At 68.1% G+C, this 26,912-nt stretch carries 26 protein-coding genes; 3 read left to right on the top strand and 23 right to left on the bottom strand.

All coding sequences use genetic code 11. The features are described from left to right. Positions 1-33: 33 nt before the first annotated feature. From AC099J_RS04205 to AC099J_RS04170, 8 genes are all read right to left on the bottom strand, one after another. Entirely contained in the window at positions 34-1,203 is a 1,170-nt protein-coding gene (locus tag AC099J_RS04205) for an MFS transporter (protein WP_479613963.1), read from the bottom strand. Positions 1,204-1,409: 206 nt separating this feature from the next. Next, entirely contained in the window at positions 1,410-1,766 is a 357-nt protein-coding gene (locus AC099J_RS04200; protein ID WP_479613962.1) for a hypothetical protein, read from the bottom strand. A gap of 80 nt (positions 1,767-1,846) precedes the next feature. Further along, entirely contained in the window at positions 1,847-2,767 is a 921-nt protein-coding gene (locus AC099J_RS04195; RefSeq protein ID WP_479613961.1) for a 2-hydroxyacid dehydrogenase, read from the bottom strand. Between the two features lie 25 nt (positions 2,768-2,792). Continuing rightward, complete coding sequence (locus tag AC099J_RS04190; protein WP_479613960.1) at positions 2,793-4,808, bottom strand: acetyl/propionyl/methylcrotonyl-CoA carboxylase subunit alpha; 2,016 nt, start codon at positions 4,806-4,808, stop codon at positions 2,793-2,795. Positions 4,809-4,929: 121 nt separating this feature from the next. After that, a complete protein-coding gene (locus AC099J_RS04185; protein ID WP_479613959.1) occupies positions 4,930-5,640 on the bottom strand; it encodes a DUF4126 domain-containing protein in 711 nt (236 codons plus the stop codon). Positions 5,641-5,655: 15 nt separating this feature from the next. Further along, on the bottom strand, positions 5,656-6,441 hold the full coding sequence (locus AC099J_RS04180; RefSeq protein WP_479613958.1) for an enoyl-CoA hydratase/isomerase family protein: 786 nt from the start codon (positions 6,439-6,441) through the stop codon (positions 5,656-5,658). A 14-nt stretch (positions 6,442-6,455) separates the two neighbouring features. Continuing rightward, a complete protein-coding gene (locus AC099J_RS04175) occupies positions 6,456-8,078 on the bottom strand; it encodes a carboxyl transferase domain-containing protein (RefSeq protein ID WP_479613957.1) in 1,623 nt (540 codons plus the stop codon). Next, positions 8,075-9,793: an AMP-binding protein gene (locus tag AC099J_RS04170; protein WP_479613956.1), complete on the bottom strand. Its 1,719-nt coding sequence runs from the start codon at positions 9,791-9,793 to the stop codon at positions 8,075-8,077. The genes AC099J_RS04175 and AC099J_RS04170 overlap by 4 nt, the downstream gene beginning before the upstream one ends. Before the next feature lie 98 nt (positions 9,794-9,891). Between AC099J_RS04170 and AC099J_RS04165 the strand changes: the two genes are divergently transcribed. After that, on the top strand, positions 9,892-11,001 hold the full coding sequence (locus AC099J_RS04165; protein ID WP_479613955.1) for an AraC family transcriptional regulator: 1,110 nt from the start codon (positions 9,892-9,894) through the stop codon (positions 10,999-11,001). Between the two features lie 42 nt (positions 11,002-11,043). Here AC099J_RS04165 and AC099J_RS04160 read toward each other — a convergent pair whose 3' ends face one another. Beyond that, positions 11,044-11,250: a hypothetical protein gene (locus AC099J_RS04160; RefSeq protein WP_479613954.1), complete on the bottom strand. Its 207-nt coding sequence runs from the start codon at positions 11,248-11,250 to the stop codon at positions 11,044-11,046. Positions 11,251-11,349: 99 nt separating this feature from the next. On the opposite strand from AC099J_RS04160, the gene AC099J_RS04155 reads away from it, so the two are divergent. Further along, positions 11,350-12,018 (top strand): trimeric intracellular cation channel family protein, encoded by a 669-nt coding sequence (locus AC099J_RS04155; RefSeq protein WP_479613953.1) that lies wholly within the window; start codon positions 11,350-11,352, stop codon positions 12,016-12,018. Positions 12,019-12,035: 17 nt separating this feature from the next. Here the strand turns inward: AC099J_RS04155 and AC099J_RS04150 are convergent, their stop codons facing one another. From AC099J_RS04150 to AC099J_RS04090, 13 genes are all read right to left on the bottom strand, one after another. Then, positions 12,036-13,991 carry an acyl CoA:acetate/3-ketoacid CoA transferase gene (locus tag AC099J_RS04150; RefSeq protein ID WP_479613952.1) on the bottom strand — a complete coding sequence of 652 codons (1,956 nt, stop codon included), beginning with the start codon at positions 13,989-13,991 and terminating at the stop codon, positions 12,036-12,038. A 132-nt stretch (positions 13,992-14,123) separates the two neighbouring features. Further along, entirely contained in the window at positions 14,124-14,789 is a 666-nt protein-coding gene (locus tag AC099J_RS04145) for an HAD family hydrolase (RefSeq protein WP_479613951.1), read from the bottom strand. Between the two features lie 4 nt (positions 14,790-14,793). Continuing rightward, positions 14,794-15,156 carry a YchJ family protein gene (locus AC099J_RS04140; protein WP_479613950.1) on the bottom strand — a complete coding sequence of 121 codons (363 nt, stop codon included), beginning with the start codon at positions 15,154-15,156 and terminating at the stop codon, positions 14,794-14,796. 44 nt (positions 15,157-15,200) lie between these two features. Further along, a complete protein-coding gene (locus AC099J_RS04135) occupies positions 15,201-16,331 on the bottom strand; it encodes an acyl-CoA dehydrogenase family protein (RefSeq protein ID WP_479613949.1) in 1,131 nt (376 codons plus the stop codon). Positions 16,332-16,353: 22 nt separating this feature from the next. Further along, positions 16,354-17,616: a glutamate carboxypeptidase gene (locus tag AC099J_RS04130; protein ID WP_479613948.1), complete on the bottom strand. Its 1,263-nt coding sequence runs from the start codon at positions 17,614-17,616 to the stop codon at positions 16,354-16,356. Beyond that, positions 17,613-18,254 (bottom strand): pyridoxamine 5'-phosphate oxidase family protein, encoded by a 642-nt coding sequence (locus AC099J_RS04125; RefSeq protein WP_479613947.1) that lies wholly within the window; start codon positions 18,252-18,254, stop codon positions 17,613-17,615. The genes AC099J_RS04130 and AC099J_RS04125 overlap by 4 nt, the downstream gene beginning before the upstream one ends. Next, positions 18,251-18,841 (bottom strand): Uma2 family endonuclease, encoded by a 591-nt coding sequence (locus AC099J_RS04120; protein WP_479613946.1) that lies wholly within the window; start codon positions 18,839-18,841, stop codon positions 18,251-18,253. The genes AC099J_RS04125 and AC099J_RS04120 overlap by 4 nt, the downstream gene beginning before the upstream one ends. A 13-nt stretch (positions 18,842-18,854) precedes the next feature. Next, complete coding sequence (locus AC099J_RS04115; RefSeq protein WP_479613945.1) at positions 18,855-20,051, bottom strand: acetyl-CoA C-acyltransferase; 1,197 nt, start codon at positions 20,049-20,051, stop codon at positions 18,855-18,857. Beyond that, positions 20,048-21,919 (bottom strand): bifunctional isocitrate dehydrogenase kinase/phosphatase, encoded by a 1,872-nt coding sequence (gene aceK / locus AC099J_RS04110; protein WP_479613944.1) that lies wholly within the window; start codon positions 21,917-21,919, stop codon positions 20,048-20,050. The genes AC099J_RS04115 and aceK overlap by 4 nt, the downstream gene beginning before the upstream one ends. A gap of 254 nt (positions 21,920-22,173) precedes the next feature. Further along, entirely contained in the window at positions 22,174-22,854 is a 681-nt protein-coding gene (can, locus tag AC099J_RS04105; protein ID WP_479613943.1) for a carbonate dehydratase, read from the bottom strand. Between the two features lie 105 nt (positions 22,855-22,959). Then, positions 22,960-24,141 (bottom strand): isovaleryl-CoA dehydrogenase, encoded by a 1,182-nt coding sequence (locus tag AC099J_RS04100; RefSeq protein ID WP_479613942.1) that lies wholly within the window; start codon positions 24,139-24,141, stop codon positions 22,960-22,962. 40 nt (positions 24,142-24,181) lie between these two features. Then, positions 24,182-24,631 (bottom strand): PaaI family thioesterase, encoded by a 450-nt coding sequence (locus AC099J_RS04095; RefSeq protein WP_479613941.1) that lies wholly within the window; start codon positions 24,629-24,631, stop codon positions 24,182-24,184. A 65-nt stretch (positions 24,632-24,696) separates the two neighbouring features. Next, on the bottom strand, positions 24,697-25,131 hold the full coding sequence (locus tag AC099J_RS04090) for a MerR family transcriptional regulator (RefSeq protein WP_479613940.1): 435 nt from the start codon (positions 25,129-25,131) through the stop codon (positions 24,697-24,699). A 98-nt stretch (positions 25,132-25,229) separates the two neighbouring features. Between AC099J_RS04090 and AC099J_RS04085 the strand changes: the two genes are divergently transcribed. After that, a complete protein-coding gene (locus AC099J_RS04085; RefSeq protein ID WP_479613939.1) occupies positions 25,230-26,288 on the top strand; it encodes an MBL fold metallo-hydrolase in 1,059 nt (352 codons plus the stop codon). 2 nt (positions 26,289-26,290) lie between these two features. Here the strand turns inward: AC099J_RS04085 and AC099J_RS04080 are convergent, their stop codons facing one another. Next, a complete protein-coding gene (locus tag AC099J_RS04080) occupies positions 26,291-26,905 on the bottom strand; it encodes a hypothetical protein (RefSeq protein ID WP_479613938.1) in 615 nt (204 codons plus the stop codon). Positions 26,906-26,912: the final 7 nt, after the last annotated feature.

Raw genomic sequence — 26,912 nt, 5'->3', positions numbered from 1 at the left:
GCGCTGGCCTGCGACGATGCGCTGGAGCGCAATTCACACACGCACTGCACCTTCGCCGCGCTCCAGGCTGGCAATGAACATCGCCGCGACCCATGACAGCAACGAGGTCGTCAACATGGCGGCCAGGACAACGCTGCGTGCGTTGACCCCCTCGACAAACAAGCTGGCGATGAGCGCGATGCCCCCCGCGCCCGACGCCGTGATGGCGGAAGCCAGCCCCAGCGCAGTGCCGGCCAGTCCCGCGTCCAGCGACAGGACGCGGCTATTGGCGGCGGGCATCGTCAACCCATTGCCCAGGCCCACGCAGATACAGGGGCCAAAAAAAGCCAACGGATGATCGACGCCGCACGCCACCAGTACGTTGCCAACGAGCAGTCCTGCGCAGCTCACAAGCCGTCCTGCCAAGATAAGCTGGACGGGGCGCCGGCGCGCTCCCCAGCGCGCGGCCACGTAGCTTCCGACCACGAATCCCGCTGGGACCAGGCCCATGTAGACACCGACCATCGCCGTGGGCATCCCCGCCGTCTGGGCCGCCACCATCGGCGCCCCGCCGATGAACACGTACAGCGTTCCGATCGTGAAGGCCATGCAGAGTCCGTAAGCCTGGAACCGTGCCGACCGCAGCAGACGGCCGTAGCCGGTGAACTGCTCCACCATGGACCTGGACCGATGGCGATTGGTTTCTGGCCAGAAGCGCCAAGCCAGGCCGAGGCCGGCAGCACCCAGCAGTGCGAACGCGGCGAAGTTGGCACGCCAGCCCAGCCCGTCCGCCAGCATGCCCCCCACCGTGGGGCCGACCATTGGCGCGACGGCCCACGCGGATGAGATCGTGCCGATCCGGCTGACCATCTGGTCGCTCGCGGTGTCGCGGATCGTCGCCAGCGACATCGCGTACCCGGCAATCGCCGTACCCTGGAGCAGCCGGCAGGCCAGGAAGGTCTGGATGTTGGGCGCGAAGAAGCAGCCGACAGAGCCCGCCACGAACATGGCGAGTGCGCCCAGCAGGACGGGCCGCCGACCCACCCTGTCCGACAGCGCCCCCGCCACCAGATGGGTGAGCGCCGTGGCGACCGCGTAGCCCGCCACGGCGATGTTGACCGTCGCGAAATCGGCCCCGAAGTCCCGCACGATGTCTGGCAACGAAGGGGCGAACATGTTCATGGGCAGCACGCCCAGGGCCGACAGGGCGATCAGCAAGGCCAAGGGCGGCGCACGGAGATGGTGAGGCGACACGGCTTAACTCCTCGAACCGCAGTCCCTGGTGGGAGCGCGGCTGACCTGACAACCAGAGCCATCCGCAGGGATGGCCACTCGATGGCTCGTGTCGGGTCAACAGGAGCGGGGCTCGCCTGGCCTTTGGAGCGAAGCGATGGGTCGCGCGCACTGCGCAACGCGATGAGCTTGTGAACTCAGTGGAGCAAACTGTAGCGCAGATGCGCTGATTGCTTGGGCTCCGCAACGGCAGCCTGCACCACGTAGAGCAAGGTCTCGACAGCGCTCCGCGATGAATACACATTCTTGTCAGCGCTGCGGAATCTGTCCTCATACTCCCGCGCGACAGGCTCGAAATGCTCCGTCAGGGCTTCGCTCGGTTTGCCGGAGCGCACTTTTTCGAGGCCGTCTGCCAGCACGGCCTGCAGATGTTGACGGTCTTGCGGGTCTTCGCCCCCCTGCTGCGCCCAAGCCGGAACCAGCCAGATCCAGGCAGCGGCTAGCGCTGCCGCACTTTGATCCTCACAGCGATACCACCTTTCGAAAGGCAACATGTTTACGATGGCTCCTCCATGCAACCAAGCATGCGAACAGGGCCAACGCGACCGAGCAGTCGAACCAACCGACGTGCCCCTCAATACCCCCGCTCCCGCTCCACCACGCCGGCCACCGCTTCCCCGCGCTGCATCGCCCGGATCTTGCCCGCGATCTGCGCGATGGTTTCGCCGCGCAGCGTGCGGGCCGAGCTGTGCGGGGTGATGCTGATCTTGGGGTGTTGCCAGAACGGATGGTCAGCCGGCAGAGGCTCGGTCTGGAACACGTCCAGCATGGCGCCGGCCAGCTTGCCTTTGTCGAGCAGCGGGATCAAATCCTCCTCGACCAGATGCCCGCCGCGCGCGATGTGGATCAGGTAGCCGCCGGGCTTCAGCGCGCCCAGCGTGGTCTTGTTCAGGATGCCGCGCGTCGCGTCGGTCAGTGGCAGCAGGTTGACGAGCACGCGCGTGTTGACGAGGAAGTCACCCAGCCGCGCTTCACCGGCGAAGGTGCGCACGCCCTCGATCTCCTTGCGCGTGCGGCTCCAGCCCAGCACCGGGAAGTCGAACTGCGCAACCGCCTTCGCCACGCGCTCGCCTAGCACACCCAGGCCCATGATGCCAACCGGGAAGTCGGCGCGCTCACGCGGCTTGCGGTAGGCCCAGCGGCCGGCTCGGGCCTCGGCCTCGTACACGTCCAGTTCGCGGAAATGGCGGATCACCGCGTGGCAGACGTACTCGGCCATCTGCACCGACATGCCGGCATCGTCCAGCCGCACGACGGCCAGGCCGGGCGGTAGCTCCAGCTTCATGAGCGCGTCGACGCCAGCGCCGATGTTGAAGACGGTCTTGAGGCCCGGCTGCGCGTCGATGAAGCTCTGCGGTGGCGCCCATACGACTGCGTGGTCAGCAGGCGCCTGGCCGGGCGCCCAGGCCACGACCTCGGCGTCAGGCAGCGCGGCCTGCAGGCCCTGCACCCAGGGCTCGGGTTTGTTGTCGGTCAGGCAGACGGTGATGCGCATGGGGCGTGATCCTTGGGGGCAAAGATCACGATGCTAAAGCGAGCTTCAGCAGCTCGGCCCCCTCGGTCACCTGGTCGCCGGGCGCGTACATCAGTTCGGCCACGGTGCCGTCGGCCGGCGCGGCAATCGTGTGCTCCATCTTCATGGCTTCCATGACGGCCAGCGGCTGGCCCTTGGTCACCGTGTCGCCAGCCTTGACCGAGAACGAGACGACCTTGCCGGGCATGGGCGCAGTCAACCGGCCGCCTTCGGCCTGGTGGTCGCCGGCATGGGCCAGCAGGTCGACCAGCTCGATCTGTGTGGCGCCGCGCGGCGAGAAGATGTGCACGGTCTCGCCCTGGCGCACCAGGCTGCAGCGCAGGCTGGCGTCGCCGAAGCGCAGGCGCACATCCTCAGGCGCGCCTTCGAACTGCAGCAGACCGGTCTGCCCGCCGACTGTCAGCTGCAGCGCGCCGTCGTGCAGGATGCGCAGCGCGGCCGAACCGGCCTCGCCGCGAAAGCCGTAGTCGAAGCGGCGCTGCATCGGCGTGTAGGCGCGCCAGTCGTCACGCTGGCTCCACGGGTCGGCCCAGGTGCCCGGTGCCGGCGCGGCCTGGGCGTGCTCGGTCAGCACGGTCTGGGCGATGGCGCCGGCCACGGCCAGGTGCAGGCCGATCGGTTCCTGGTCGAACAGCAGCGCCTGCTCGCGCGGGATCAGCGCCGTGTCCAGCTGGGCATTGGCAAACGACGGCGTGGCCAGCACGCGGCGCAGAAACTGCACGTTGTTCTGCACCCCCACCACGCGCATGGCAGCCAGGGCCTGGTCCAGCCGCGCCAGCGCCTGTTCACGCGTGTCGCCATGCACGATCAGCTTGGCGATCATGGAGTCATAGAACGGCGAGATCGCATCGCCCTGGCGCACGCCGGAATCGACGCGCACCAGCCCGCGCTCGAAGCGCACGCAGTCGGGCAGCACGTAGGCGTGCAGAGTGCCGGTGGCCGGCAGAAAATTGTTGTCGGGGTTCTCGGCGCAGATGCGCGCCTCGATCGCATGGCCGGTGATGCGCAGCTCGTCCTGGCGCAGGGGCAGCGGCTCGCCGCTGGCCACGCGCAGTTGCCACTCGACCAGGTCCAGGCCGGTGATGGCCTCGGTGACCGGGTGTTCGACCTGCAGGCGCGTGTTCATCTCCATGAAGAAGAAGTTCATCGACCCATCGGCCCGCTGCTCGACGATGAACTCCACCGTGCCGGCGCCCACGTAGTTCACCGCACGCGCGGCCGAGACAGCGGCCTCGCCCATCTGCTGGCGCATGGCCTGCGTCATGCCGGGCGCGGGCGCCTCTTCCAGCACCTTCTGGTGGCGCCGCTGCACGGAGCAGTCGCGCTCGAACAGGTAGACCACGTTGCCCTGCGTGTCGCCGAAGACCTGGATCTCGATGTGGCGCGGGCGCTGCACGTATTTTTCGATCAGCACCGCGTCGTCGCCAAAGCTGTTGATGGCTTCGCGTTGGCACGATGCGAGTGCGGCGGCAAAGTCTTCCGCCTTGTCGACCGCGCGCATGCCCTTGCCGCCGCCGCCGGCACTGGCCTTGATCAGCACCGGGTAGCCGATGCGGTCGGCCTCGCGCTGCAGCAGGGCGGGGTTCTGGTCGCTGCCGTGGTAGCCGGGCACCAAGGGCACGCCGGCCTTTTCCATCAGCTGTTTGGATTCGGCCTTCAGCCCCATGGCCTGGATGGCGGATGCCGGCGGGCCGATGAAGACCAGGCCAGCCGCTGCACAGGCCTGGGCGAACTCTTCGTTCTCGCTCAGAAAGCCGTAGCCGGGGTGGATGGCCTGGGCGCCCGTGGCCTTGGCGGCCTCGAGGATGCGCTCCCAACGCAGGTAGCTGTCCTTGGGTGCGCTGCCGCCGATGTGCACGGCCTCGTCGCAGGCCTGCACGTGCAGCGCGTCGGCGTCGGCATCCGAGAACACTGCGACGGTCTGCACGCCCAGGCGGCGTGCGCTTGCAGCGACGCGGCAGGCGATTTCACCGCGATTGGCGATGAGGATCTTCTTAAACATGGGTCGACCTCGCGGTGAACTCGCCTGCACACGCTACGCGTGCCATGCAATTTGACTTCGTCGCTGCGCCGCTGCGCGGCTGGTCACCGCGATTGGCGATGAGGATCTTCTTGAACATGACTCAGCTACCTTGTGCAGATGCGGAACTCGAAAACAGGGACGTGATCCGGCGCACCAGCGCGCGCAGGAACTTGAACAGCACCACCAGCAGCAGCACGCTGAGCACCAGCGCAATGACCAGGCAGATACCGAAGGCGACCGGGTGGTTCGTGGCCAGCCAGACGGCGCCGACGACGAGACCATCCTCCAGCAGGCTGAGCCCGATGTTGGAGAACGGCTCGGGCGAGGTGTTGGCCGCCGCGCGCGTGGTGGCCTTGGTGGCGAACGAGGTGGCCGCCAGCGAGCCGCCCATCAGCGCCGCGAGGATGGCCATGGTGCTGCCGTCGGCACCGAACACGCCGGCTGCCAGCGCCGCCCCGGCCGGGATGCGGATGACCGAGTGCACCAAGTCCCACAGCGTGTCCAGGCCCGGGATCTTGTCGGCGAAAAACTCCACGAACAGCATGAAGCCGCTGCCCGCCAGCAGCGCCGGGTGCTGCAGCACATGCAGGCCCGACGGCAGTGGCAGCCAGCCCAGCCAGCCGGAAAAGCCGACCAGAAACACCACGGCATACAGCCGGATGCCACTGGCCCAGCCCAGTACCGCAGCCAAGGCCAGCAGCTGGGCCATGTCCAGCCCGCTGGTGCCCGACTGCACGACCGCGCCGGCCTGGCCCGCAGCCACGCCCAACCAGGCGGTGAAGGTGCCCCACAGGGCGGTGAGCTGGTCCATCTGTGGCGCCCTCGGTCAGCGCGCCGGCAACCACGCCGGCGAGCGCTTGCCCAGAAACGACTGCACGCCCTCGCGCCCCTCGGCGCTGGCGCGGATGTCGGCAATGCCTTCGACGGTCAACCGAATCAGCGCCGCGTCGATGTCGCGCCCGGCCACGTCCTGCACCAGCCGCTTGCAGGCCTTCACGGCCTCGGGGCCGGCGTTGACCAGGGCCTGCGTCAGCTCGGCCACTTTCGCGTCCAGCCCCTCGGCCGGCACCACGGCGTGCACGAAGCCGATGCGCAGCGCCTCGGCCGCGTCGAAGCGCTCGGCCGTCAGGCAGTAGCGGTGCGCGGCGCGCGCGCCCATGGCGCGAATCACGTAGGGGCTGATGGTGGCGGGGATGAGGCCCAGCTTCACCTCGGACAGGCAGTAGCCCGCCGTGTCGCTTGAGACGGCCATGTCGCAAGCGGCCACCAGCCCGGTGCCGCCGGCATAGACATCGCCCTGCACACGCGCGACGGTCGGCTTGCGGCAGGTGTAGAGCACGTGCAGCATCTCGGCGAGCTTGCCGGCGTCCGCTAGGTTCTCGCCCCGCGAGTAGTCGGCCATGCGGCGCATCCAGTTCAGATCGGCGCCGGCGCAAAAGGCCTTGCCCTCGGCGCCCAGCACGATGCAGCGCACGTCGTCGCGCCCGCCCAGCGCGGTGAAGGCATCGGTCAGCTCGGCGATCAGCTCGTCATTGAAGGCATTGCGCACGTCGGGGCGCGTGAGCGTGACGGTGGCAACGTGGGCAGCGGTGGTGATGGAAAGATTGGGCATCGGGGCTCTCCCGGTCACATGCGGAACACGCCGAATTTCGGCTCGGGAATCGGCGCATTGAGCGACGCCGACAGGCCCAGCGCCAGCACGCGCCGCGTGTCGGCCGGGTCGATCACGCCGTCGTCCCACAACCGGGCCGTGGCGTAGTAGGGGTGGCCCTGGTGCTCGTACTGGTCGCGGATCGGCGCCTTGAACGCCGCCTCTTCCTCCGCGCTCCACTGCCCGCCCTTGGCTTCGATGCCGTCGCGCCGCACGGTGGCCAGCACGCTGGCGGCCTGCTCGCCGCCCATCACGCTGATGCGTGCGTTCGGCCACATCCACAAAAAGCGCGGCGAATACGCGCGGCCACACATGCCGTAGTTGCCGGCGCCGAAGCTGCCGCCGATGATGACCGTGAACTTGGGCACGTTGGCCGTGGCGACCGCCGTGACCATCTTGGCGCCGTGGCGCGCGATGCCCTCGTTCTCGTATTTCTTGCCGACCATGAAGCCGGTGATGTTCTGCAGGAACACCAGCGGAATCTTGCGATGGCCGCACAGCTCGATGAAGTGCGCGCCCTTCTGCGCCGCCTCGGAAAACAGCACGCCCTGGTTCGCCACGATGCCCACCGGCATGCCTTCGATGTGGGCAAAGCCACAGACCAGCGTGGTGCCGAAGCGGGCCTTGAATTCGGCGAATTCGCTGTCGTCCACGATGCGGGCGATGACCTCGCGCACGTCGTAGGGCTTGCGCGTGTCCAGCGGGATCACGCCGTACAGCTCTTCGCCAGCAAAGCGCGGCGGGCGGCTTTCGCGCAGGGCCATGGCGTGTTGCTTGCGCCGGTTCAGCCCGGCCACGGCCTGGCGTGCGAGCGCCAGCGCATGGGCGTCGTTCTGCGCCAGGTGGTCGGCCACGCCGGAGAGGCGCGTGTGCACGTCGCCACCGCCCAGGTCTTCGGCGCTCACCACCTCACCGGTGGCCGCCTTCACCAGCGGCGGGCCGGCCAGAAAGATGGTGCCCTGCTCCTTGACGATGATGGACTCGTCGCTCATGGCCGGCACATACGCACCGCCCGCCGTGCACGAGCCCATCACCACGGCGATCTGGGCGATGCCCTGCGCGCTGAGGTTGGCCTGGTTGTAGAAGATGCGGCCGAAGTGGTCGCGGTCGGGGAAGACCTCGTCCTGGTTCGGCAGGTTGGCGCCGCCACTGTCGACCAGGTAGATGCACGGCAGGTTGTTCTGCGCCGCAATCTCCTGCGCACGCACGTGCTTCTTGACCGTGACCGGGTAGTAGGTGCCACCCTTGACGGTGGCGTCGTTGCAGACGATGAGGCAGTCCACGCCGCTCACGCGGCCGATGCCGGTGATGATGCCGGCGCAGGGCGCGCTGTCCGTTCCGTCGCGGTCCGGGTACATGCTGAGCGCGGCCAGCGGCGACAGTTCGAGGAACGGCGTGCCTGGGTCCAGCAGCATCTGCACGCGGTCGCGCGGCAGCAGCTTGCCGCGGCCCGTGTGCTTGGCACGCGCGGCCTCGCCACCGCCTTCGGCTGCCTGGGCGAGCTTCTCGCGCAGGTCGTCCACGGCGGCACGCAGCGCTGCCGCGTTGGCTTGGAAATCCGCCGAGCGGGGGTTGAGTTTGGTCTCGAGAACACTCATGCCGTACCTTCTTCTTTCAATCCCAGTTCAACCACCATCTGCTCGCGCATGCGGAATTTCTGCACCTTGCCGGTCACCGTCATCGGGAATTCCGGCACGAAGCGAATGTAGCGTGGCACCTTGTAGTGCGCGATCTGCCCCTTGCAGAAGTCGCGCAACGCCTGCTCGGTCACCTCGACGCCCGGCTTGGCGATGACCCATGCGCACAGCTCTTCGCCGTACTTCGCGTCGGGCACGCCGACGACCTGCACGTCCTGCACGCCGGGGTGGCGGTACAGAAACTCTTCGATCTCGCGCGGGTAGAGGTTCTCGCCGCCGCGGATCACCATGTCTTTGATGCGGCCGACGATGTTGACGTAGCCCTCTTCGTCCATGGTCGCCAGGTCGCCGGTGTGCATCCAGCCCTCGGCGTCGATGGCCTCTGCCGTACGGGCCGGGTCTTGCCAGTAGCCGTGCATGACGGAGTAGCCGCGCGTGCACAGCTCGCCGGCCATGCCGGGCGGCACGATGGCGCCACCCTCGGGCGCGACGATCTTCACCTCCAGATGCGGCTGCACCTGGCCGACGGTGGACACGCGCTTCTCGAGCGGCGTGTCGGTGGCGCTCTGGCAGCTCACGGGGCTGGTCTCGGTCATGCCATAGGCGATCGTGATCTCGCGCAGATGCATCTGGTCGACCACGCGCTGCATCACCGCCACCGGGCAGGGCGAGCCGGCCATGATGCCGGTGCGCAGGCTGGACAGGTCGAACTCGGCAAAGCGCGGGTGGTCCAGCTCGGCGATGAACATGGTGGGCACGCCATGCAGGCCGGTGCAGCGCTCGTCCTGCACGGTCTGCAGCACGGTCAGGGGGTCGAAGCCATCGTTCGGGTAGACGATGGTGGCGCCATGCGTCAGGCAGGCCAGGTTGCCCAGCACCATGCCGAAGCAGTGGTACAGCGGCACGGGGATGCACAGGCGGTCAGCAGGCGTCAGCCGCATGCACTCACCGATGAAGAAGCCGTTGTTCAGGATGTTGCGGTGCGTCAGCGTCGCGCCCTTGGGAAAGCCTGTCGTGCCGCTGGTGAACTGGATGTTGATCGGGTCGGTCGCTTGCAGCGTGGCGCCGATGGCCGCGATGCGCGGGTCGGCCGCGTCGCCGGTGGACAGCAGCGTGCTGAAGCGCTGCATGCCGGGCTCATCGGCCGCGTCCTCAGGCGTGTCGATCCACACCACATGGCGCAGCGTGGGCAGCCGTGCCGACTGCAAAGGGCCCGTCGCACCAGCCAGCTCGGGCGCCAGCTCGCGCAGCATGCCCAGGTAGTCGCTGGTCTTGAAGCGTGCCATGGTCACCAGCGCCTGGCAGCCCACCTTGTTCAGTGCGTATTCGAGTTCGGACACGCGGTAGGCCGGGTTGATGTTGACCAGCACCAGGCCCACCTTGGCCGTGGCCAGCTGCATCAACACCCACTCGGCGTTGTTGTGCGACCAGATGCCGACGCGGTCGCCGGGCGCCAGGCCCAGGCCCAGCAGCGCGCTGGCGAGTTGGTCGGACGCCTGGCGCAGCGCCGCATAGCTGTAGCGCCGGCGCTGGTGCGCGCTGACCAGCGCCTCGTGGCCGGGCTGGCGTGCGGCCATGGCGTCGAAAAAGGCGCCGATGGTCTGCTCCAGCAACGGCGTGTCGATCGGTCCACTGGCCCGGCTTTCACGCAGGGGCGCATCTTGGGTCTGGCTCACGTTTGTCTCCTCGGGGTCGCCACTAGCATAGGCCCAAGCGCTGCGCAATGCCACCTTCATCGGTTGCAAATGGTGCCAACGGTGCCACACTGACAGCCATGCCGCCCGTGCCCGTGCCCGCCGCCACTGCGCCCTCCGTCGAGGGCACAACCGCCACACCGATGGCGTTCGCCCAAGTGGTGGTGCAAGCCTATCGGCGCCGCGGGCTGGACCCTGCCGAGGCCCTGCGCGCCGCACAAATCACGCCACAAGCGGTGGCCGATGCAGCGGCCGGCATCACGGCCCGCCAGTTCGAGAAGCTGTCGGCCACGGCCATGCAGGCGCTGGACGACGAAGGCCTGGGCGCATTCCGCCGCCGGCTGCCCTGGGGAAGCTATGGGCTGCTGGCGCGGGCCTCGTTGACGGCGCCGAACCTGGGCATCGCGCTGCGCCGATGGTGCCGCCACCATGCACTGCTGACGGACGACCTTCGGCTGCAGCTGCAGACGGCGCAGGGCACGGCCACCGTGCGCATCGAGGAGGCGGTCGACATCGCCGCGCACAGCAGCCCCGAAGCGCGCGCGTTCTGCCTGCTGCACGTGCTGCGCAACCTGCATGGGCTGGCGTGCTGGTATGTGGAGTCGCGCATCCCGCTGGCGGAGGTGGCCTTCCCCTACCCTGCGCCAGCGCACCGGGCGGCGCTGGACCTGGTGTTTCAGCAGCCGGCCGCTGGCGTGCGTTTCGACGCCACCGCCGCCGAGCTGCGCTTCGATGCGCGCTACCTGCAACTGCCGATCCGCCGCGACGAGCGCGCCATGCGACAGATGCTGCAGCGCGCGCTGCCGCTGGTGGTGCTGCCCTGGCGGCGCGACCGGCTGCTGGTGCAGCAGGTGCGTCAGTTGCTGCGCGAACACCCCGACCAGGCCCGCAGCGCCAGCCAGCTGGCCGATCTTCTGGCCACCAGCGCCCGCACGCTGCACCGCCAGCTGCGCGATGAAGGCGCGACGCTGCAAGGCCTGAAGGACGAGTACCGCCGCGAACACGCGCAGGAGCTGCTGCTGCGCAGCCGCCACCCGATCAAGCAGGTCGCCGCGCGCGTGGGGTTTCGCAATGAAAAGAGTTTTGCGCGCGCGTTCAAGGACTGGACAGGCCAGTCACCCGGCCAGTTTCGCGCGGCCTTGCGCGTCGATGCTGGCGCGCCATCGCCACCCGCGCACGCCAACGCGTGACCGCACGGCGCCTGAGCGGCGCTCGTGCGGCGCTTGGGCGGCTCAAGCGCCGGTGGGCGCCTGCGCGTGTAGCTCGGCGTTGAACCGGCGTGTGCCCACGGCCAGTGCCACCTCGTAGCTGTCGCACGCGTCATCGGCCCGGCGGACGACTTTCACGGTTTTGCCCAGCGCATCGGTCTCCATCAAGGCCCAGACGTACGCGCCCGGTGTGGGTTCTTCGATCACGAGTTTCAAGGTGGGGTGTGTCATGCCTGGATAGTGGTTCGGCTGGGTCGGATTGCTGTAGGACAACACGCCGTCCCGCCGGCTGGGCAGCCCTTACCATCGACTGCTCCGCAACATCCGCCCATGCCCACGCTCCCACTCGCCCAGGTGTTGACGCTGTCGAACGCGCAGATCGCCATCGAGGCGGCGGCCACGGTCGCGTTCGCCGCGTCGGGCGTGCTGGCGGGCGCGCGCAAGCGCCTGGATGCCGTGGGCGTGTGCATGGTGGCAGGGCTCGCGGCCTTCGGCGGCGGCACGCTGCGCGACGTGCTGCTGGACCGCCGGCCGTTCTTCTGGGTGCAGCATGCCGGCTGGTTGTGGGTGCTGCTCGGCCTGGTGGTGGCCGCCATGCTGTTCATGCGCAAACGCCATTTCGCCGCCACCGAGCGCGCCATGCAGTGGCCCGACGCGCTGGGCCTGGGCCTGTTCGCCGCCAGCGGCACGCAGATCGCCCTGGCCGCCGGCATGCCGGCCGTGGTCGCCGTGCTGATGGGGGTGATGACGGCCGTCTTCGGCGGGGTGTTGCGCGACATCGTCTGCAACGAAATTCCCAGCGCCTTCAGCGACCACCAGCCCTACGCTGTCTGCGCGTTCGCCGGGGCCTGGGTGGTGGTGCTGGCGCACCAATTGGCCATGGACGACTGGCTCGGCCTGCTGGCCGGCGCCGGCACTGCCGTGCTGCTGCGGCTGGTGGCCATGTGGACGGGCTGGACGCTGCCGGCCTGGGACACCGGCGAGCCCGGGCGCGACTGACGCTCCTACTCGACTGCTCAGCCCTGCGCCGCCATGTCCTTGCGCGCCAGGTCTGCGTTCTCGACGATGTGCGGCGCCAGGCCCCGCTGCTTGAGCGCATCGCCCAGCTTCATGCGCAGGAAATTGCTCGTCGTATAGCGCGCCACGCTGCTGTAGTGGCGCTCGACCAGGCCCTTGACCATGTCGGAATAGGCGTCCAGCACATCGGGCAGGATCGTGAAGTGGTCGTAGTTGACGATCACGCCCACGCGCCGGCCCAGCGGCCGCAGGCGCTGCTCCACCTCCTCGCGGATCGCCTGCACGTCGGCGGTGCTGCGCACCGTCAGGCCCTCGAAGTTGACGAACAGGACGTTCTGCTGCGCATCGAAGGCCAGGCGCTCGGCCAGAGGCAGGCTCAGCATGTCCTCGCGCAGGCCCATGGGTGCGTCGGCGAAGATGCGCGCGTCCATCAGCGCTGGCGGCGCCGGGATGAGAGGCATGAAGTCCATGCACGCCAGGATGTCGCGCTGCAGGTCCACGCCGGGCGCCATCTCGATCAGCTCCAGCCCGTCCGCACACAGGCGGAACACGCAGCGCTCGGTGACATACAGCACGCGCTGGCCGCGCTGCACGGCGATGCGGCCGCTGAAGGTGCGGTGCTCGACCTCGTGCACGAACTTCTTGGTGCTGCCGGCCATGAAGCTGCCCACGAACACTACCTTCTTGGCGTTCTGGCTGATGTTGATGAAGCCACCCGCACCTGCCAGCTTGGGGCCGAACTTGCTGACGTTGAGGTTGCCCTCCCGGTCGGCCTGGGCCAGGCCGAGGAAGGCGATGTCCAGCCCGCCGCCGTCGTAGAAGTCGAACTGGTAGGGCTGGTCGATGATGGCCTGGGTGTTGCTGGCGGCGCCGAAGTTCAGGCCGCCGGCCGGCACACCGCCGATGACGCCGGGCTCGGCCGTCAGCGTGAGCAGGTCGATGACCTTCTCCTCGTTGGCCACGCTGGCGATGCCCTCGGGCATGCCGATGCCGAGGTTCACCACGCTGTTGGCGTCCAGCTCCATGGCCGCACGCCGCGCGATGATCTTGCGCTGGTCCAGCGGCATCGGCGCCAGACCGCCCATGGGCACGCGCAGCTCGCCGCTGAAGGCCGGGCTGTAGGGCTCGGCAAAGGTCTGCCAGTGGTTCTCGGGCTTGGCCACCACCACGCAGTCGACCAGCACGCCCGGCACCTTGACCTGGCGCGCCGGCAACGCATGGCGCTCGGCCAGGCGCTCGACCTGGACGATCACGATGCCGCCCGAGTTGCGCACCGCCATGGCGATGGCCAGGGCCTCCAGCGTGAGGGCCTCCTTCTCCATCGTGATGTTGCCGTCCGGGTCGGCGGTGGTGCCGCGGATGATGCCCACGTCGATGGGGAAGGCCTGGTAGAACAGGTAGTCGCGGCCGTCGATGGGCATCAGCCGCACGAGGTCCTGCGTGGTCCTCTCGTTGAGCTTGCCGCCGCCGTGGCGCGGGTCGACGAAGGTGCCCAGCCCCACGCTGGACAAATGCCCCGGCTTGCCACCGGCGATGTCGCGAAACAGGTGCGAGATCACGCCCTGCGGCAGGTTGTAGGCCTCGATGCGGTTGGACACCGCCAGCTGCTGCAGCCCCGGCACCAGGCCCCAGTGGCCGCCGATCACGCGCTTGACCAGGCCCTCATGCGCCAGATGGTTCAGGCCCTTGTGCTTGCCGTCGCCCTGCCCTGCGGCGTAGACCAGCGTGAGGTTGCGCGGCTTGCCGGGGGCTTGCGGATGCTCGTCGTCCGAGGCGAGGAACAGGTCTTCCAGCGCAATCGCGATCTCTTCGGCAAAGCCGATGCCGACGAAGCCGCCGGTGGCGACCGTGTCACCGTCGCGGATCAGACGCACGGCCTGCGCGGCGGTGACGATCTTGGTGCGCTGCGCGGGGCTGGTCTGCCCGGTGAGTGCGCCGTGTTCGGGGTGGTGCATATTGTTGTCTCCTCTGTGCAGGCCATCTGCCGGCACATGATGCGCGATGGATGCACTTCAGCCAATGCCACAGCGACAGCATGCCGACGCGGGGACTCGCCCGTGCACCGCAGACCCCCAGGCCAGGGCCGTTCAGGCGCCCAGCAGGCCCGGCAGTTGCGCCATGTCGGTGAACACCTGGACGGCGCCTGCGGCCAGCAGGGCGTCGGCCGTGCTGTGGCCCGGGCCGCCGGGGCTGTAGGCGATCACCGTCGCGCCAGCGGCAACCCCGGCCGTGACGCCGGTCACCGTGTCCTCCACCACCGCGCAGCGGCGCGGGTCCACGCCCAGGGCCTCGGCGGCGGCCAGGTAGACATCGGGAAAGGGCTTGGAGCGCGGCATCTCGTGGCCGCTGAAGATGCGGCCTTCGAAATACGGCATCAGGCCGACCTTGTGCAACTGCAGTTCGACCTTGTGGCGATCGGCGCCCGAGGCACACGCGATCTGGCCGCCGAAACGCGCATGCACGGCCTGCACGGCGGCGTGGATGTTCGGGATGGCCTGCAACTGCGCGTTCAGGGCATCGTTGCGGCGCTGGCGGAAAGTGGCCATCCAGGCCTCGGTCATCTGAAAGCCGGTGCGCGCCTCGATGGTGGCCACCTCGTCCATCACGGCTTTGCCGACGAACTGGCGCATGCACTCTTCCACCGTCATGGTCCAGCCCAGGTCGCCCAGCATGTCGCGCAACACGCCGTTGGTCAGAGGTTCGCTGTCGACCAGCACGCCGTCGCAATCGAACAGCACCGCTTCGAAATTCATCCGTTCATCCCTTGTTGATTTCCATCGCATCGAGGTAGTACCAGCGGCCGCCCTCGCGCACGAAGCGGCTGCGCTCGGCCAGCCGGTGCGCCCGGCCACCGGCATCGCGCTGGCGCGCGACGAAGGCGACCTCGGCCTGGTCGGCACCGGCCGATTGTCGGTCGCGCACCTGCAGGCCCAGCCAGCGCACGCCGGGCTCGAAGTCCAGCGCCGCCGGCCGGCGGCTGGCATGCCAGGTGGCCAGCAGGTAGTCGGCCCGCTCCCGCACGAAGGCCGTGTAGCGCGAGCGCATGAGCGACTCGGCATCGGGCGCCGGGGTGTGGGCGAAGTCGTCCACGTAGCGGCCGCAGCAGTCGGCATAAGCCATTGCCCGCTGGCGGACATCGAGCCGGCCGCAGGGGCACGCCAGTGTCACGACAGCGCGCGGGTGATGAGGATCTTCTGCACGTCGCTCGTGCCCTCGTAGATCTGGCAGACGCGCACGTCGCGGTAGATGCGTTCGACCGGGAAGTCGCTCACGATGCCGTAGCCACCCAGCGTCTGGATGGCGGCGCTGCAGACGCGCTCGGCCATCTCGCTGGCGAACAGCTTGGCCATGGCCGCCTCCTTCAGGCACGGCAGGCCGGCATCGCGCAGCGCGGCGGCATGCCAGACCAGCTGGCGCGCGGCCTCGATCTGCGTCGCGCAATCGGCCAGGCGAAAGCCCACGGCCTGGTGCTGCAGGATCGGCACGCCGAAGCTCTCGCGCTCCTTGGCGTAGGCCAGCGCCACATCGAAGGCGCTGCGGGCCATGCCCACGCTTTGCGCGGCGATGCCGATGCGCCCGCCCTCCAGTGCGCCCAGCGCGATCTTGTAGCCCTCGCCCTCGGCGCCGATCAGGTGGTCGGCCGGGATGCGGCAGCCCTCGAAATTGATCTGCGCCGTGTCGCTGCTGTGCTGGCCCAGCTTGTGCTCCAGCCGCGCGACGTGGTAGCCCGGCGCGTCGGTGGGCACGAGGAAGGCGCTCATGCCCTTCTTGCCGGCCCCTTTGTCGGTCACCGCGATGACGATGGCCACATGGCCGTTCTTGCCGCTGGTGATGAACTGCTTGACGCCGTCGATCACGTAGCCGTCGCCGTCGCGGCGTGCAATGGTGCGCAGTGCCGAGGCATCGCTGCCCACGTGCGGCTCGGTCAGGCAGAACGCGCCCAGCATCTGGCCTTGCGCGAGCGGCGTGAGCCAGCGCTTCTTCTGCGCAGCGCTGCCATAGCGCATGAGGATGGCGTTGACCGGGCAGTTGGTCACGCTGATGGCCGTGCTGGTGCCGCCGTCGCCGGCCGCCACTTCTTCGAGCACCAGCGCGAGCGACAGGTAGTCCATGCCGGCGCCGCCGTGTTCCTCGGGCACGCAGATGCCGTAGGCGCCCAGCGCGGCCAGGCCCTGGTGCGCCTCTTTGGGGAAGTGGTGTTCACGGTCCCAGCGCGCAGCGTGGGGCCAGAGTTCGGCCTGGGCGAAGTCGCGCACGGCGTCGCGGATGGCCTGGTGGTCGGGGGTCAGCAACATGGGGTGATTCCTTTGAACAGCTTCAGCGGCCTTGCGCCAGGTCCATCACCATGCGCACCGACATGTAGAGCCGACGCGGCACGGCGCCGATGTCCACGAACTCCGCGTCGTTGCTGTGGTAGCCGAAGCCGGGCAGGCCCATGCTCTCGATCACCGGCTTGCCGGACAGCGCGGCATAGGCCGCGTCCGTGCCGCCGCCGGTGCGCTCGATCACGCCGACCTGGCCACCGGCTTCCTTGTAGATCGCCACGGCCTTGTCGACCAGCGCCTTGCCGGCCGGGCCGGCGTCGAAGGCCGGGCGGCCTTTGTTGACGACCACGTCCACTTCGGCAGCCGGCAGCTTCTTCTGCTGGGCGCGCTCCTTCAGCGTGGCGACCGTGGCGTCGAAGTCGGCGTTGCGCACGTAGCGCATGTCGGCGTTCAGCGTGGCACTGTCGGGGATGACGTTGTTGACGGCTCCCGCCTTGGCGATCGTCCAGTTGAAGCGCAGGCCGCGGGCCTTGTCGTCCAGGTCCATCGTGCGGCGCACCAGGTCGGCGGCCTCGACCAGCGCGTTCACGCCCAGCTCGGGCGCCGCGCCGGCGTGCGAGGCCTTGCCCTTGATGTTGGCGATCACGTAGGCGATGCCCGAGGTGCCCAGGGTGAAGCTCTCCTTGCCGGCGGCTGTGGGCTCGTACGACAGCACGGCATCGGCCTTGGCCGCTTCGGCCTGGATCAGGTCGCGCGAGCCCAGGGAGCCCTTTTCTTCGTCGGTGTTGAACAGCACGGTGAGCGTGCCGAAATCCTGGAAGTTGCGCGCCTTCAGCAGCTTGAGCGTGTGCAGGATGACCGCGACGCCGCCCTTGTCGTCGGCGATGCCAGGGCCGAACGCCTTGTCGCCTTCGAGGCGGAACGGCGCCTTGGCCAGCATGCCGCGCGGGTAGACGGTGTCCATGTGCGCCATCAGCAGCAGGTTCTTGCCGCCCCGCCCTTTGACGCTGGCGACGATGTTGTCGCCAACGGACAGGCCGGCCGCCTTGTGGCGGGTGACAGTGAGGCCGTGGGCCTGCAGCTGCTGCTCCAGATAGCGGGCGCCCTCGGCCATGCCTTCGGCGTCGCCGGTGCCGGTCTCGATGTTGACCAGTTGCTCCAGCGTTTTGACGAGGGCGGGCTGCTCGTCCGTGGCCGCCTTGAAGAGGGCTTCGTCGCGCTGCTGGGCCAGCGCGTGCTGGCCGCAGGCAGCCAGCAGCAGGCCGGCCAGCAGGGCGCGGGGGAAGGCGGGGGAGCGACGGGCGATGCGGGTCATGGTGGGTTTCCTCTTGGTGGTGGCATCTCTTCGGCCAGCTGCGCCTCATAGCGCTCACGCATGGCCTGGGCCGACTCGGTCACCGGGCCGGCGCCGGTCTGGTCGTGGATCATCTGGTTCATGCTGGGCAGCGCCTCGCGGGCCGGCCAGGTCTCGGGCTTCCACAGCGCCGCGCGCATGAAGGCCTTGGCGCAGTGCAGGTAGACCTCGTGCACGGCGATCTCGATGACGAGCTTGGGGCGTTGCCGCTCCTGCGCGAACAGGTCACAGAAGGCAGCCTCGTCGCGCAGCCGGGCGCGGCCGTTCACGCGCAGCGTCTCTTCGACGTTGGGAACCATGAACAGCAGCGACAGGCGCGGGTCGACCAGCAGGTTCTGCAGCGTGTCCAGGCGGTTGTTGCCGCCCGCGTCGGGCAGCAGCAGCGTGTGCGCGTCGGCCACCTTGACGAAGCCTGGCGCGCCGCCGCGTGGCGAGGCGTCCAGCAAGCCCCCATGCACGCCGCCGGTGGCGATCACGCAGAACGGCGACAGCGCGATGAACTGGCGGGCATGGGGGTCGATGCCTGCAAGCTGCTTGCGCAGGGCGCGTTCGCCGGGGGCGGCGTAGAGGGCGCGGAGTTGGGTCAGGTTGTCGATCATGCAGCGGAGCCTTCGGCGGGTGCTTCCCCTTCGAGGTCGGCGACGAGCTCTGCAGCGGGCACGGTCAACGCCACGCTGGCCAATTCGACCGCCTGCTCGCCGGTGAACGGGTGGAGCACCCACAAGCCGTCTGCGCCCTTGCGGTAGGCATCTGTGGCGCGGCGGTCAATGTCGACCAGCACGTACTCCTGCAAGCTGGGAACACGACGGTAGTGGGCAAATTTTTCGCCCCGGTCGTAGCCGCCGGTGCTGGGGGACAGCACTTCCACGACCAGCAGCGGCGCCGACTTGACGAGGCGGCTGGCGGCGTCGGCCGGGTCGCACGTGACCATCAGGTCGGGGTACAAATAGGCGTTCGAGGCGGCCACATGCAGGCGAACGGTGCCGTAGTAGATGCGGCAAGGCCCGCCGCACAAATGACTGCGCAGGGCGACCGCCAGATTGCCAGCGACGGTCGCATGCCGGTCCTCTACACACGCCTTCTCAACCAGAACACCATCGACGTACTCGTGCCGGTCCGGCCGAGCCATTTCCCAAGCCAGGTACTCGGCAGCAGTGACTCGCGGTGTGCGCTGCAGCTCAGACATGGCAGGCGTCAGATCAGACCAGTTCCAGCGCCAGCGCCGTCGCCTCGCCACCCCCGATGCACAACGTGGCGATGCCGCGCTTCTTGCCGCGTGCCTGCAGCGCATGGATCAGCGTGACCATGATGCGCGCGCCACTGGCGCCGATGGGGTGGCCCAGCGCGCAGGCGCCGCCGTTGACGTTGACGATGTCGTGCGACAGATCCATCTCAGTCATCAGCGCCATGGGCACGACGGCAAAGGCCTCGTTGATTTCCCACAGGTCGACGTCGGCCACGCTCCAGCCGGTCTTGGCAAGCAGCTTCTGCACCGCGCCGACGGGTGCGGTGGCGAACCAGTTGGGCTCCTGCGCGTGTGTGGTGTGTCCGACGATGCGGGCGATCGGCTTGCTGCCCAGCCGCTCGGCGGTGGACGCGCGGGCCAACACCAGCGCGGCGGCGCCGTCGTTGATCGATGAGCTGGACGCGGCGGTGATGGTGCCGTCCTTCTTGAACGCGGGCTTCAACGCCGGGATCTTGTCGAGCTTGATCTTGCCGGGGCCTTCGTCCACGCTCACGACGGTGTCGCCGCCGCGGCCCTTGACGGTGACGGGTGCGATCTCCTTGGCGAACGCGCCGGACTGCGTGGCGGCCTGCGCGCGCTGCACGCTGGCAATCGCGAACTTGTCCTGCGCCTCGCGCGTGAAGCCGTATTTGGCGGCGCAGTCTTCACCGAAGGTGCCCATGGAGCGGCCGGCCTCGTAGGCGTCTTCCAGGCCGTCCAGCATCATGTGGTCCATCACCCGGTCATGGCCGATGCGGATGCCGCTGCGGCCCTTGAGCAGCAGGTGCGGCGCGTTGGTCATGCTCTCCATGCCGCCGGCCACCATCACATCGTGCGTGCCGGCCAGCAGCATGTCATGCGCCATCATGGCCGCCTTCATGCCCGAGCCGCACATCTTGGACAGCGTGACGGCGCCCGCTCCCTTGGGCAGGCCGCCCTTGAACGCGGCCTGGCGCGCCGGCGCCTGGCCCTGGCCGGCCATCAGGCAGTTGCCGAACAGCACTTCGTCGATCGCATCGGGTGAGATGCCAGCGCGCTCGACCGCGGCCTTGATTGCGACGCCGCCCAGGTCGTGCGCGGCCAGCGAGACGAAGTCGCCTTGAAAGCCACCCATGGGGGTGCGGGCGGCGCCGAGGATGACGATGGGGTCTGTGTGTTGCGAGGTGGTCATGGGGTCTCCTTTGAGGTGATTAACGGATCGGCTTTCGCCGACGCGGCCGCACGCCGCTCGGCAAGGCGCTTGTCCTGCGCATACGGGAACACATCATGCACATGGCCGGCCTGGATGCGCTGCTGGTGCTCTTGCCAGAAGGCGGCCTCCAGCAAGTCAGCGTGGTGGCGCATGAAGGCGGCGCGCACGTGGTCGTTGCCCAGAAGGAAGGGCGCGAACGTCTCGGGAAACACATCGCGCGGGCCGACGGCATACCAGACCTCGCCGGACATTTCGTCTTCCTCGTTGCGCGGCTGCGGCACGCGGCGGAAGTTGCAATCGGTGATGTATTCGATCTCGTCGTAGTCGTAGAACACGACCTTGCCGTGCCGCGTGACGCCGAAGTTCTTCCACAGCATGTCGCCCGGGAAGATATTGGCGGCCACCAGATCCTTGATGGCGTTGCCGTATTCGAGCACGCTGCGCTCGATCTGCTGCTGGCCGAACGCAGCCTGCTCGCCGCCAGCGGCCAGCATGTCCAAGGCCTCCTGCAGGTAGATGTTCAGCGGGATCATGCGGCGCTCGATGTAGACGTGCTTGATGATCACCTCGACCTGGCCATCGGCGTCGCGATCGCTGATCTCGATCTGGCTGGGCGCGTGGTGATGCAGCTCGGCGATCAGCGCGTCGTCGAAACGGTCGCGCGGAAAGCCGACCTCGCTGTATTCCAGCGTGTCGGCCATGCGGCCCACGCGGTCGTGCTGCTTGACGAGCTGGTACTTGGCCTGGATCTGCTCGCGCGTGGTGTCCTTGGGCGCGGGATAGAAGTCCTTGATGACCTTGATCACGTAGGGGAACGACGGCAGGTCGAACACCAGCATGACCATGCCCTTGATGCCCGGTGCGATGCGAAAGCGGTCGCTCGAGTGGCGCAGGTGGTAGAGGAAGTCGCGGTAGAACAGCGTCTTGCCCTGCTTGGCCAGGCCCAGCGCGTTGTAGATCTCGTTGCGCGGCTTACGCGGCATCATGCTGCGCAGGAACTGCACGTAGGCCGAGGGGATCTCCATGTCGACCATGAAGTAGGCCCGCGCGAAGCTGAACAGCGCGAGCAGTTCATCCTCACCGAACAGCGCGGCGTCGATGGCCAGCCGCGTCTCGCCCCCGGCCGCCGGCACGTGCAGCACCGGCAGCGTGAAGGGCACCTCGCGAAAGCCGTTGATCAGCTTGCCGACGATGTAGGCGCCCTTGTTGCGCAGGAACAGGTCGGACAGCACCTGAATCTGGAAGTTGGCGCGCAGCCGCGTCTTGTCGAGCTGGCCGCGCATGGCCTCGGCCACCTCGGCCACGTCGCGGCCCAGGTCTTCGAACGGGCGCAGCAGGTCGAAATCCTGCACCACCTGCACCAGCACGGCGTCCAGCGTCGTGAACGTGGGGTAGTAGGCGCGGTAGGTCGGGTCGGCTGCGGATTCGCTGTTTTCGATGTACTCGGTGCTGACGGCCGGCCGCACGAAGATGAAGTCGTTCTGGAAGTAGCTGCGGTGCAGGATCTTGGTCGTCACCGAGTTGAAGAAGGTCTCGGCCAGTTCGGGCTGGAAGTGATTCACCAGCAGGCCGATGTAGTGCAGCTTGACCTGCTGCCAGATGTCCATGGGCTGCTCGCCGGCCTTGAACTCGCGCTCCAGCCGCATCGTGCATTCGCGCACCCGCAAGTCGTAGAACTCGATGCGCTCGCGCTGCGCGCGCTGCTGGCCGTGCCAGTCGGCCGTCTCGAAGCGGTGCTTGGCCCGCGCCGACTCGGTGCGGAACAAGCGGTAGTGCCGGTTGAACCCGTCCAGCATGGCCTTGGCGATGTCATAGGCCAGCGGCGAATCGAGGCGCTGGGGGAACATCTCAGCAATCCATTGCGCAGCGCGCGAACCACACCCCGAGTGCTGACACGCTGGCCGCACGCGATGCCAGGGCACCCGCGGAACTGGCTCTGCCAGGCCGCTGGGGAGGCCTTGCAGGCCGCGCCGGGCCAGTGGCCCGACCCCTCGCCAGGCACAAAAGGTCCACTGGACCTTTTGTGTCCGGGCTCGGCCCCCCTCGCGCAGCAGAGGGGGGTTGGCGGAGCGCGCAGCGCGGAGACTGGGGGGTGGTCGCTCTAATCGTCTTCATCGTGCAGGGGGGAGGCTGCGTCGCGCGGGTAGCGCTTGATGGCCTTGCGGAAGACGTCGAGCACGTTGTCGGTGCTGTCCATGCTGCAGCACAGGTCGTGCACCAGGCCGTCCTTCAGGCCGTAGCACCAGCCGTGGATGGTCAGCGGCTGGCCGCGCGACCAGGCGTCTCGCACGACGGTGGACATCGCCACGTTGCCGACCTGTTCGATCACGTTGATCTCGCACAGCACATCGAGCTGCTGCTCGGGCGGCAGATGGTCGATGCGCTTCCTGTGGCGCATGCGCAGGTCGCCGATGTGGGCGAGCCAGTTGTCGGCCAGGCCCACGCGCTGCTGGTGCAGCACGGCGGCCACACCGGCGCAGCCATAGTGGCCCACGACCAGGATGTGCTCCACGCGCAGGTGTTCCACGGCGAACTGGATGGTGGACAGAGCATTCAGGTCCGAGTGCACGACCACGTTGGCCACGTTGCGGTGGACGAAAACTTCGCCCGGGTCCAGGCCGGTGATCTCGTTGGCCGGCACACGGCTGTCGGCACAGCCGATCCACATGTACTTGGGCTTCTGCTGGGCCAGCAGACCGGTGAAGAAGCCCGGGCGCTTCTGCTCCATCTGAGCGGCCCAGGCGCGGTTGTTGTCGAGCAGGTTGTTGAGCGAGGAGGTCATCGGCGGTTTCCCAGGCGAAGCGGTTGAAAACAGCGTCTGCTGCAGCGCAGCAAACCCCGCCATTCTCCGCAATTTGCGTGCCGGCCGGGCGGGCCGGCGGCGCCGTTACATCGTCTCGGAGAATAGTTCGCGGCCAATCAGCATGCGGCGAATCTCCGAGGTGCCGGCGCCGATCTCGTACAGCTTGGCATCGCGCCACAAGCGGCCCAGCGGGTATTCGTTGATGTAGCCGTTGCCGCCGAAGATCTGCACGCCCTCGCCGGCCATCCAGGTGGCCTTCTCGGCCGTCCACAGAATCACGCTGGCGCAGTCCTTGCGGACCTGGCGCACATGCTCGCTGCCGAGCAGATCCAGGTTCTTGGCGACCGTGTAGGCAAAGCTGCGTCCGGCCTGCAGCACGGTGTACATGTCGGCGACCTTGCCCTGGATCAGCTGGAACTCGCCGATGCTCTGGCCGAACTGCTTGCGGTCGTGGATGTAGGGGATGACGTTGTCCATCACGCTCTGCATGATGCCCAGCGGGCCGCCGGTCAGCACGGCGCGCTCGTAGTCGAGCCCGCTCATGAGCACCCTGGCGCCGCCGTTCAGCGTGCCCAGCACGTTCTCGGCCGGCACCTCGACATCCTGGAACACCAGCTCGCCGGTGTGGCTGCCGCGCATGCCCAGCTTGTCGAGCTTTTGCGCGATCGAAAAGCCCTTCATGCCCTTCTCGACGATGAAGGCGGTGACGCCGCGCGCGCCCATCTCGGGCTCGGTCTTGGCGTAGACGACCAGCGTGTCGGCATCCGGCCCGTTGGTGATCCACATCTTGCTGCCGTTGAGCAGGTAGTAGCCGCCCTTGTCCTCAGCCTTGAGCTTCATGGAAATCACGTCGCTGCCGGCGCCGGGCTCGCTCATGGCCAACGCGCCGACGTGCTCGCCGCTGATCAGCTTGGGCAGGTATTTCTGGCGCTGGGCATCGTTGCCGTTGCGCTTGAGCTGGTTCACGCACAGGTTGCTGTGCGCGCCGTAGGACAGGCCGACCGAGGCGCTGGCGCGGCTGATCTCTTCCATGGCGATCATGTGGGCGAGGTAACCCATGTTGGCGCCGCCATAGGCCTCGGGTGCGGTGATGCCCAGCACGCCCAGATCGCCCATCTTGCGCCACAGGTCTGCGGGGAACTGGTCGCTGCGGTCGATCTCGGCCGCGCGCGGCGCGATCTCGGCCTGGGCAAAGGCGTAGACGGCTTCGCGCAGGGCATCGACGTCTTCGCCGAGTTGGAAGTTCAGGCCGGGCAGGTTGTTCATGGGTGTTGTCTCCTCGATGGTTCGCTTGGAAAAGTGGCGCTCAGTATTGCGAGGGCACTGGCGCCAGGGTCTGTTGCAACACGGCGCACGCCGTCTCGCGGCCGTCGTCGGCAATGTGCAGCACCTCGGCCGTGGTCACGATGACGCGCTGGCCGGCACGCACGACGCGGCCGGTGGCGCGCAGCTCGCCGCCCTGGCGGGCCGACAGGAAGTTGATCTTGTACTCCACGGTCACGACTTCCATGCCCGCAGCGGCCAACGTCAGCGCGGCATAGCCACCGGCGATGTCGGCCAGCGCGCCCATGGCGCCGCCGTGAAAGCTGCCCTGCTGCTGCGTCACGCGGTCGGAAAACGGCAGCGCCACCTCGCACAGGCCCGGTTCCACCCGCAGCAAGCGCGCGCCCAGGTGGCGCATCAGGCCCTGGCGGTCCAGGCTGGTCTGCACGCGTTGGAACAGGGCGGCGGCGTCGGCGGACGGCGTATCGGGCATGGGGCGATTGTGTTGACGTTTACGTAAACGTCAATCATATCCAGCCGCCACGAAAAACGGAAGCCTCAGTTTTTCGAGGCCGTCCGAGACAGCAGCGCCCGGGCTTCCTTCTCGTGCGTCTTGACCTCGTCCAGGTTGGCCACCAGCTCGGCCAACTGCTCTTCCAGCGCCTGGCGGTGCGCGCCCAGCACGGCCAGGAACTTGTGCAGCTGCGGGCCGGTGTCGCGTGGGCTGTCGTACATGTCGATGATCTCGCGCGCCTCGCTGAGCGACAGGCCCAAGCGCTTGGCACGCAGCGTCAGCTTCAGCCGGGTGCGGTCGCGCGCGCTGTAGACGCGGCTGCGGCCGCCCGGGCCGGCGCGCTGCGGCTGCAGCAGGCCCATGTCTTCGTAGAAGCGGATGGCGCGCGTCGTCAGGTCGAACTCCCGCGCCAGATCGCTGATGCTGAACTCGGTGGCGGGCGCGGCTGCAGGCTGCGCGGGAACGGATTTGGTGGGCATTACACAGGTGACAGGCGATGGACCGGCTGATTTCTACAATGCCCACGATTACAGATGACGTTTACGTCAACGTCAACCATGACCGCGATGGCCACCCCATGAATGCACTCGAAAGCCAGTTGAACTACCCCTTTGCCGACACGCTGCCGGCGCCGGGTGAGACGCTGGAGGTGGCCCCCGGCGTGCGCTGGATCCGCATGGCGCTGCCGTTTGCGCTGGACCACATCAACCTGTGGCTGCTGCGCGATGAGATCGACGGCCGCGACGGTTGGACGGTGGTGGACTGCTGCATCGCGCACGACAAATCCCGCGCGCAATGGGAGGACATCTTCGCCACGCAGCTGCAGGGCCTGCCGATCCTGCGCGTGGTCGTGACGCACATGCACCCGGACCACATCGGCCTGGCCCACTGGCTGTGCGAGCGCTGGAACGCGCCGCTGTGGATCAGCGCCACCGACCACCACGTCGCGCGGCTGAACACGCTGGGCACCAGCGGCAACGGCGGCGAGGCGGCCGCAGCGTTTTTCGCGCAGCATGGCCTGGCCGATGAAGAGGCGCTGCAGAAGGTGCGCGGCCGCTCGAACTATTACGCCAACATGGTGCCCGACGTGCCGCGCAGCTATGTGCGACTGCTCGATGGCGCGGTGGTGCGCATCGGTGGGCGCGGCTGGCGCTGCATCAGCGGCTACGGCCACGCGCCGGAGCACATCGCGCTGAGCTGTGACGCAGACCGGCTGCTGATCGGCGGCGACATGATGCTGCCGCGCATCTCGACCAACGTGAGCGTCTACGACATCGAGCCCGAGGCCAATTCACTGCAGCTGTTCCTCGATTCGATCGACAAGTTCAAGCCGCTGGCCGAAGACACGCTGACGCTGCCGGCGCACGGCAAGCCGTTCCGTGGCCTGCACACGCGCATCGACCAACTGCACACGCACCACCAGGAACACCTGGCGCGCGTGCTGCAGGCCTGCGCAAGCCACGGCCCGCGCAGCGCCGCCGACATCCTGCCGGTGCTGTTCACGCGCAAGCTGGACCTGCACCAGACGACGTTTGCGATGGGCGAGGCGATTGCCCACCTGCACAAGCTGTGGGTCGATGGCCAGCTGCGGCGCGAGCGTGGTGCCGATGGCGTCTACCGCTTCGGCTTGCACTGATCCTAGGCCTGCGTCATCAGCGCGCGGTAGGCACGGGCGGTGTCGGGCGACACCGCGTCGAGCACCTGCGCATAGGCCGTGCCGTGCTTGAGCACCAACCGGGTATCGGCCACCGCCTTGGAGCGGCAGAACCAGTGGCAGGTGTGCTGCATGAGCAGCAGCTCGGCTGTCATCTGGTGGGCCTGGGCCTTGTCGTCCAGGCCGCGCGGGTTGGCCGCGACTTCGGCGATGCCGGTGGCATGCACCGCGAAGGCCTGGCGCACGTCGAACAGCCGCCAGCGCGGCAGCAGTTGCTGTGCGAACGGGATCCACAGCGGCAGCTGGCTGACCTGGGCCTGCGGCGCCGGCATGCCCGCCACCTCGACCGCAAAGCGCTCGAACTGCGCGGCCAGTGACGATTCGGTGGCCGCCAGCACGCCGCGGATCTGCGTGCGGCGATCGGCGTCATCCTCACCGAGCCAACGCAGATAGCCGTCGGTCAGCGCCTCCATCTGGCGCTCGATCTGGTAGTTGCCCAGGTAGCGAGACAGCAAGGCGATGCGTGCCTGCTGGTCACGCGACTTCAGCACATACAGGCCGATGCCCAACAGGGCCAGCAGCAGGAACAGTTCACTCATCCGGGCA

It is taken from the genome of Rhodoferax sp. RT4P68 (assembly GCF_056521305.1).
Note: the sequence above shows the minus strand (reverse complement) of the source record. Positions and strands in the feature narration are given on the sequence as shown.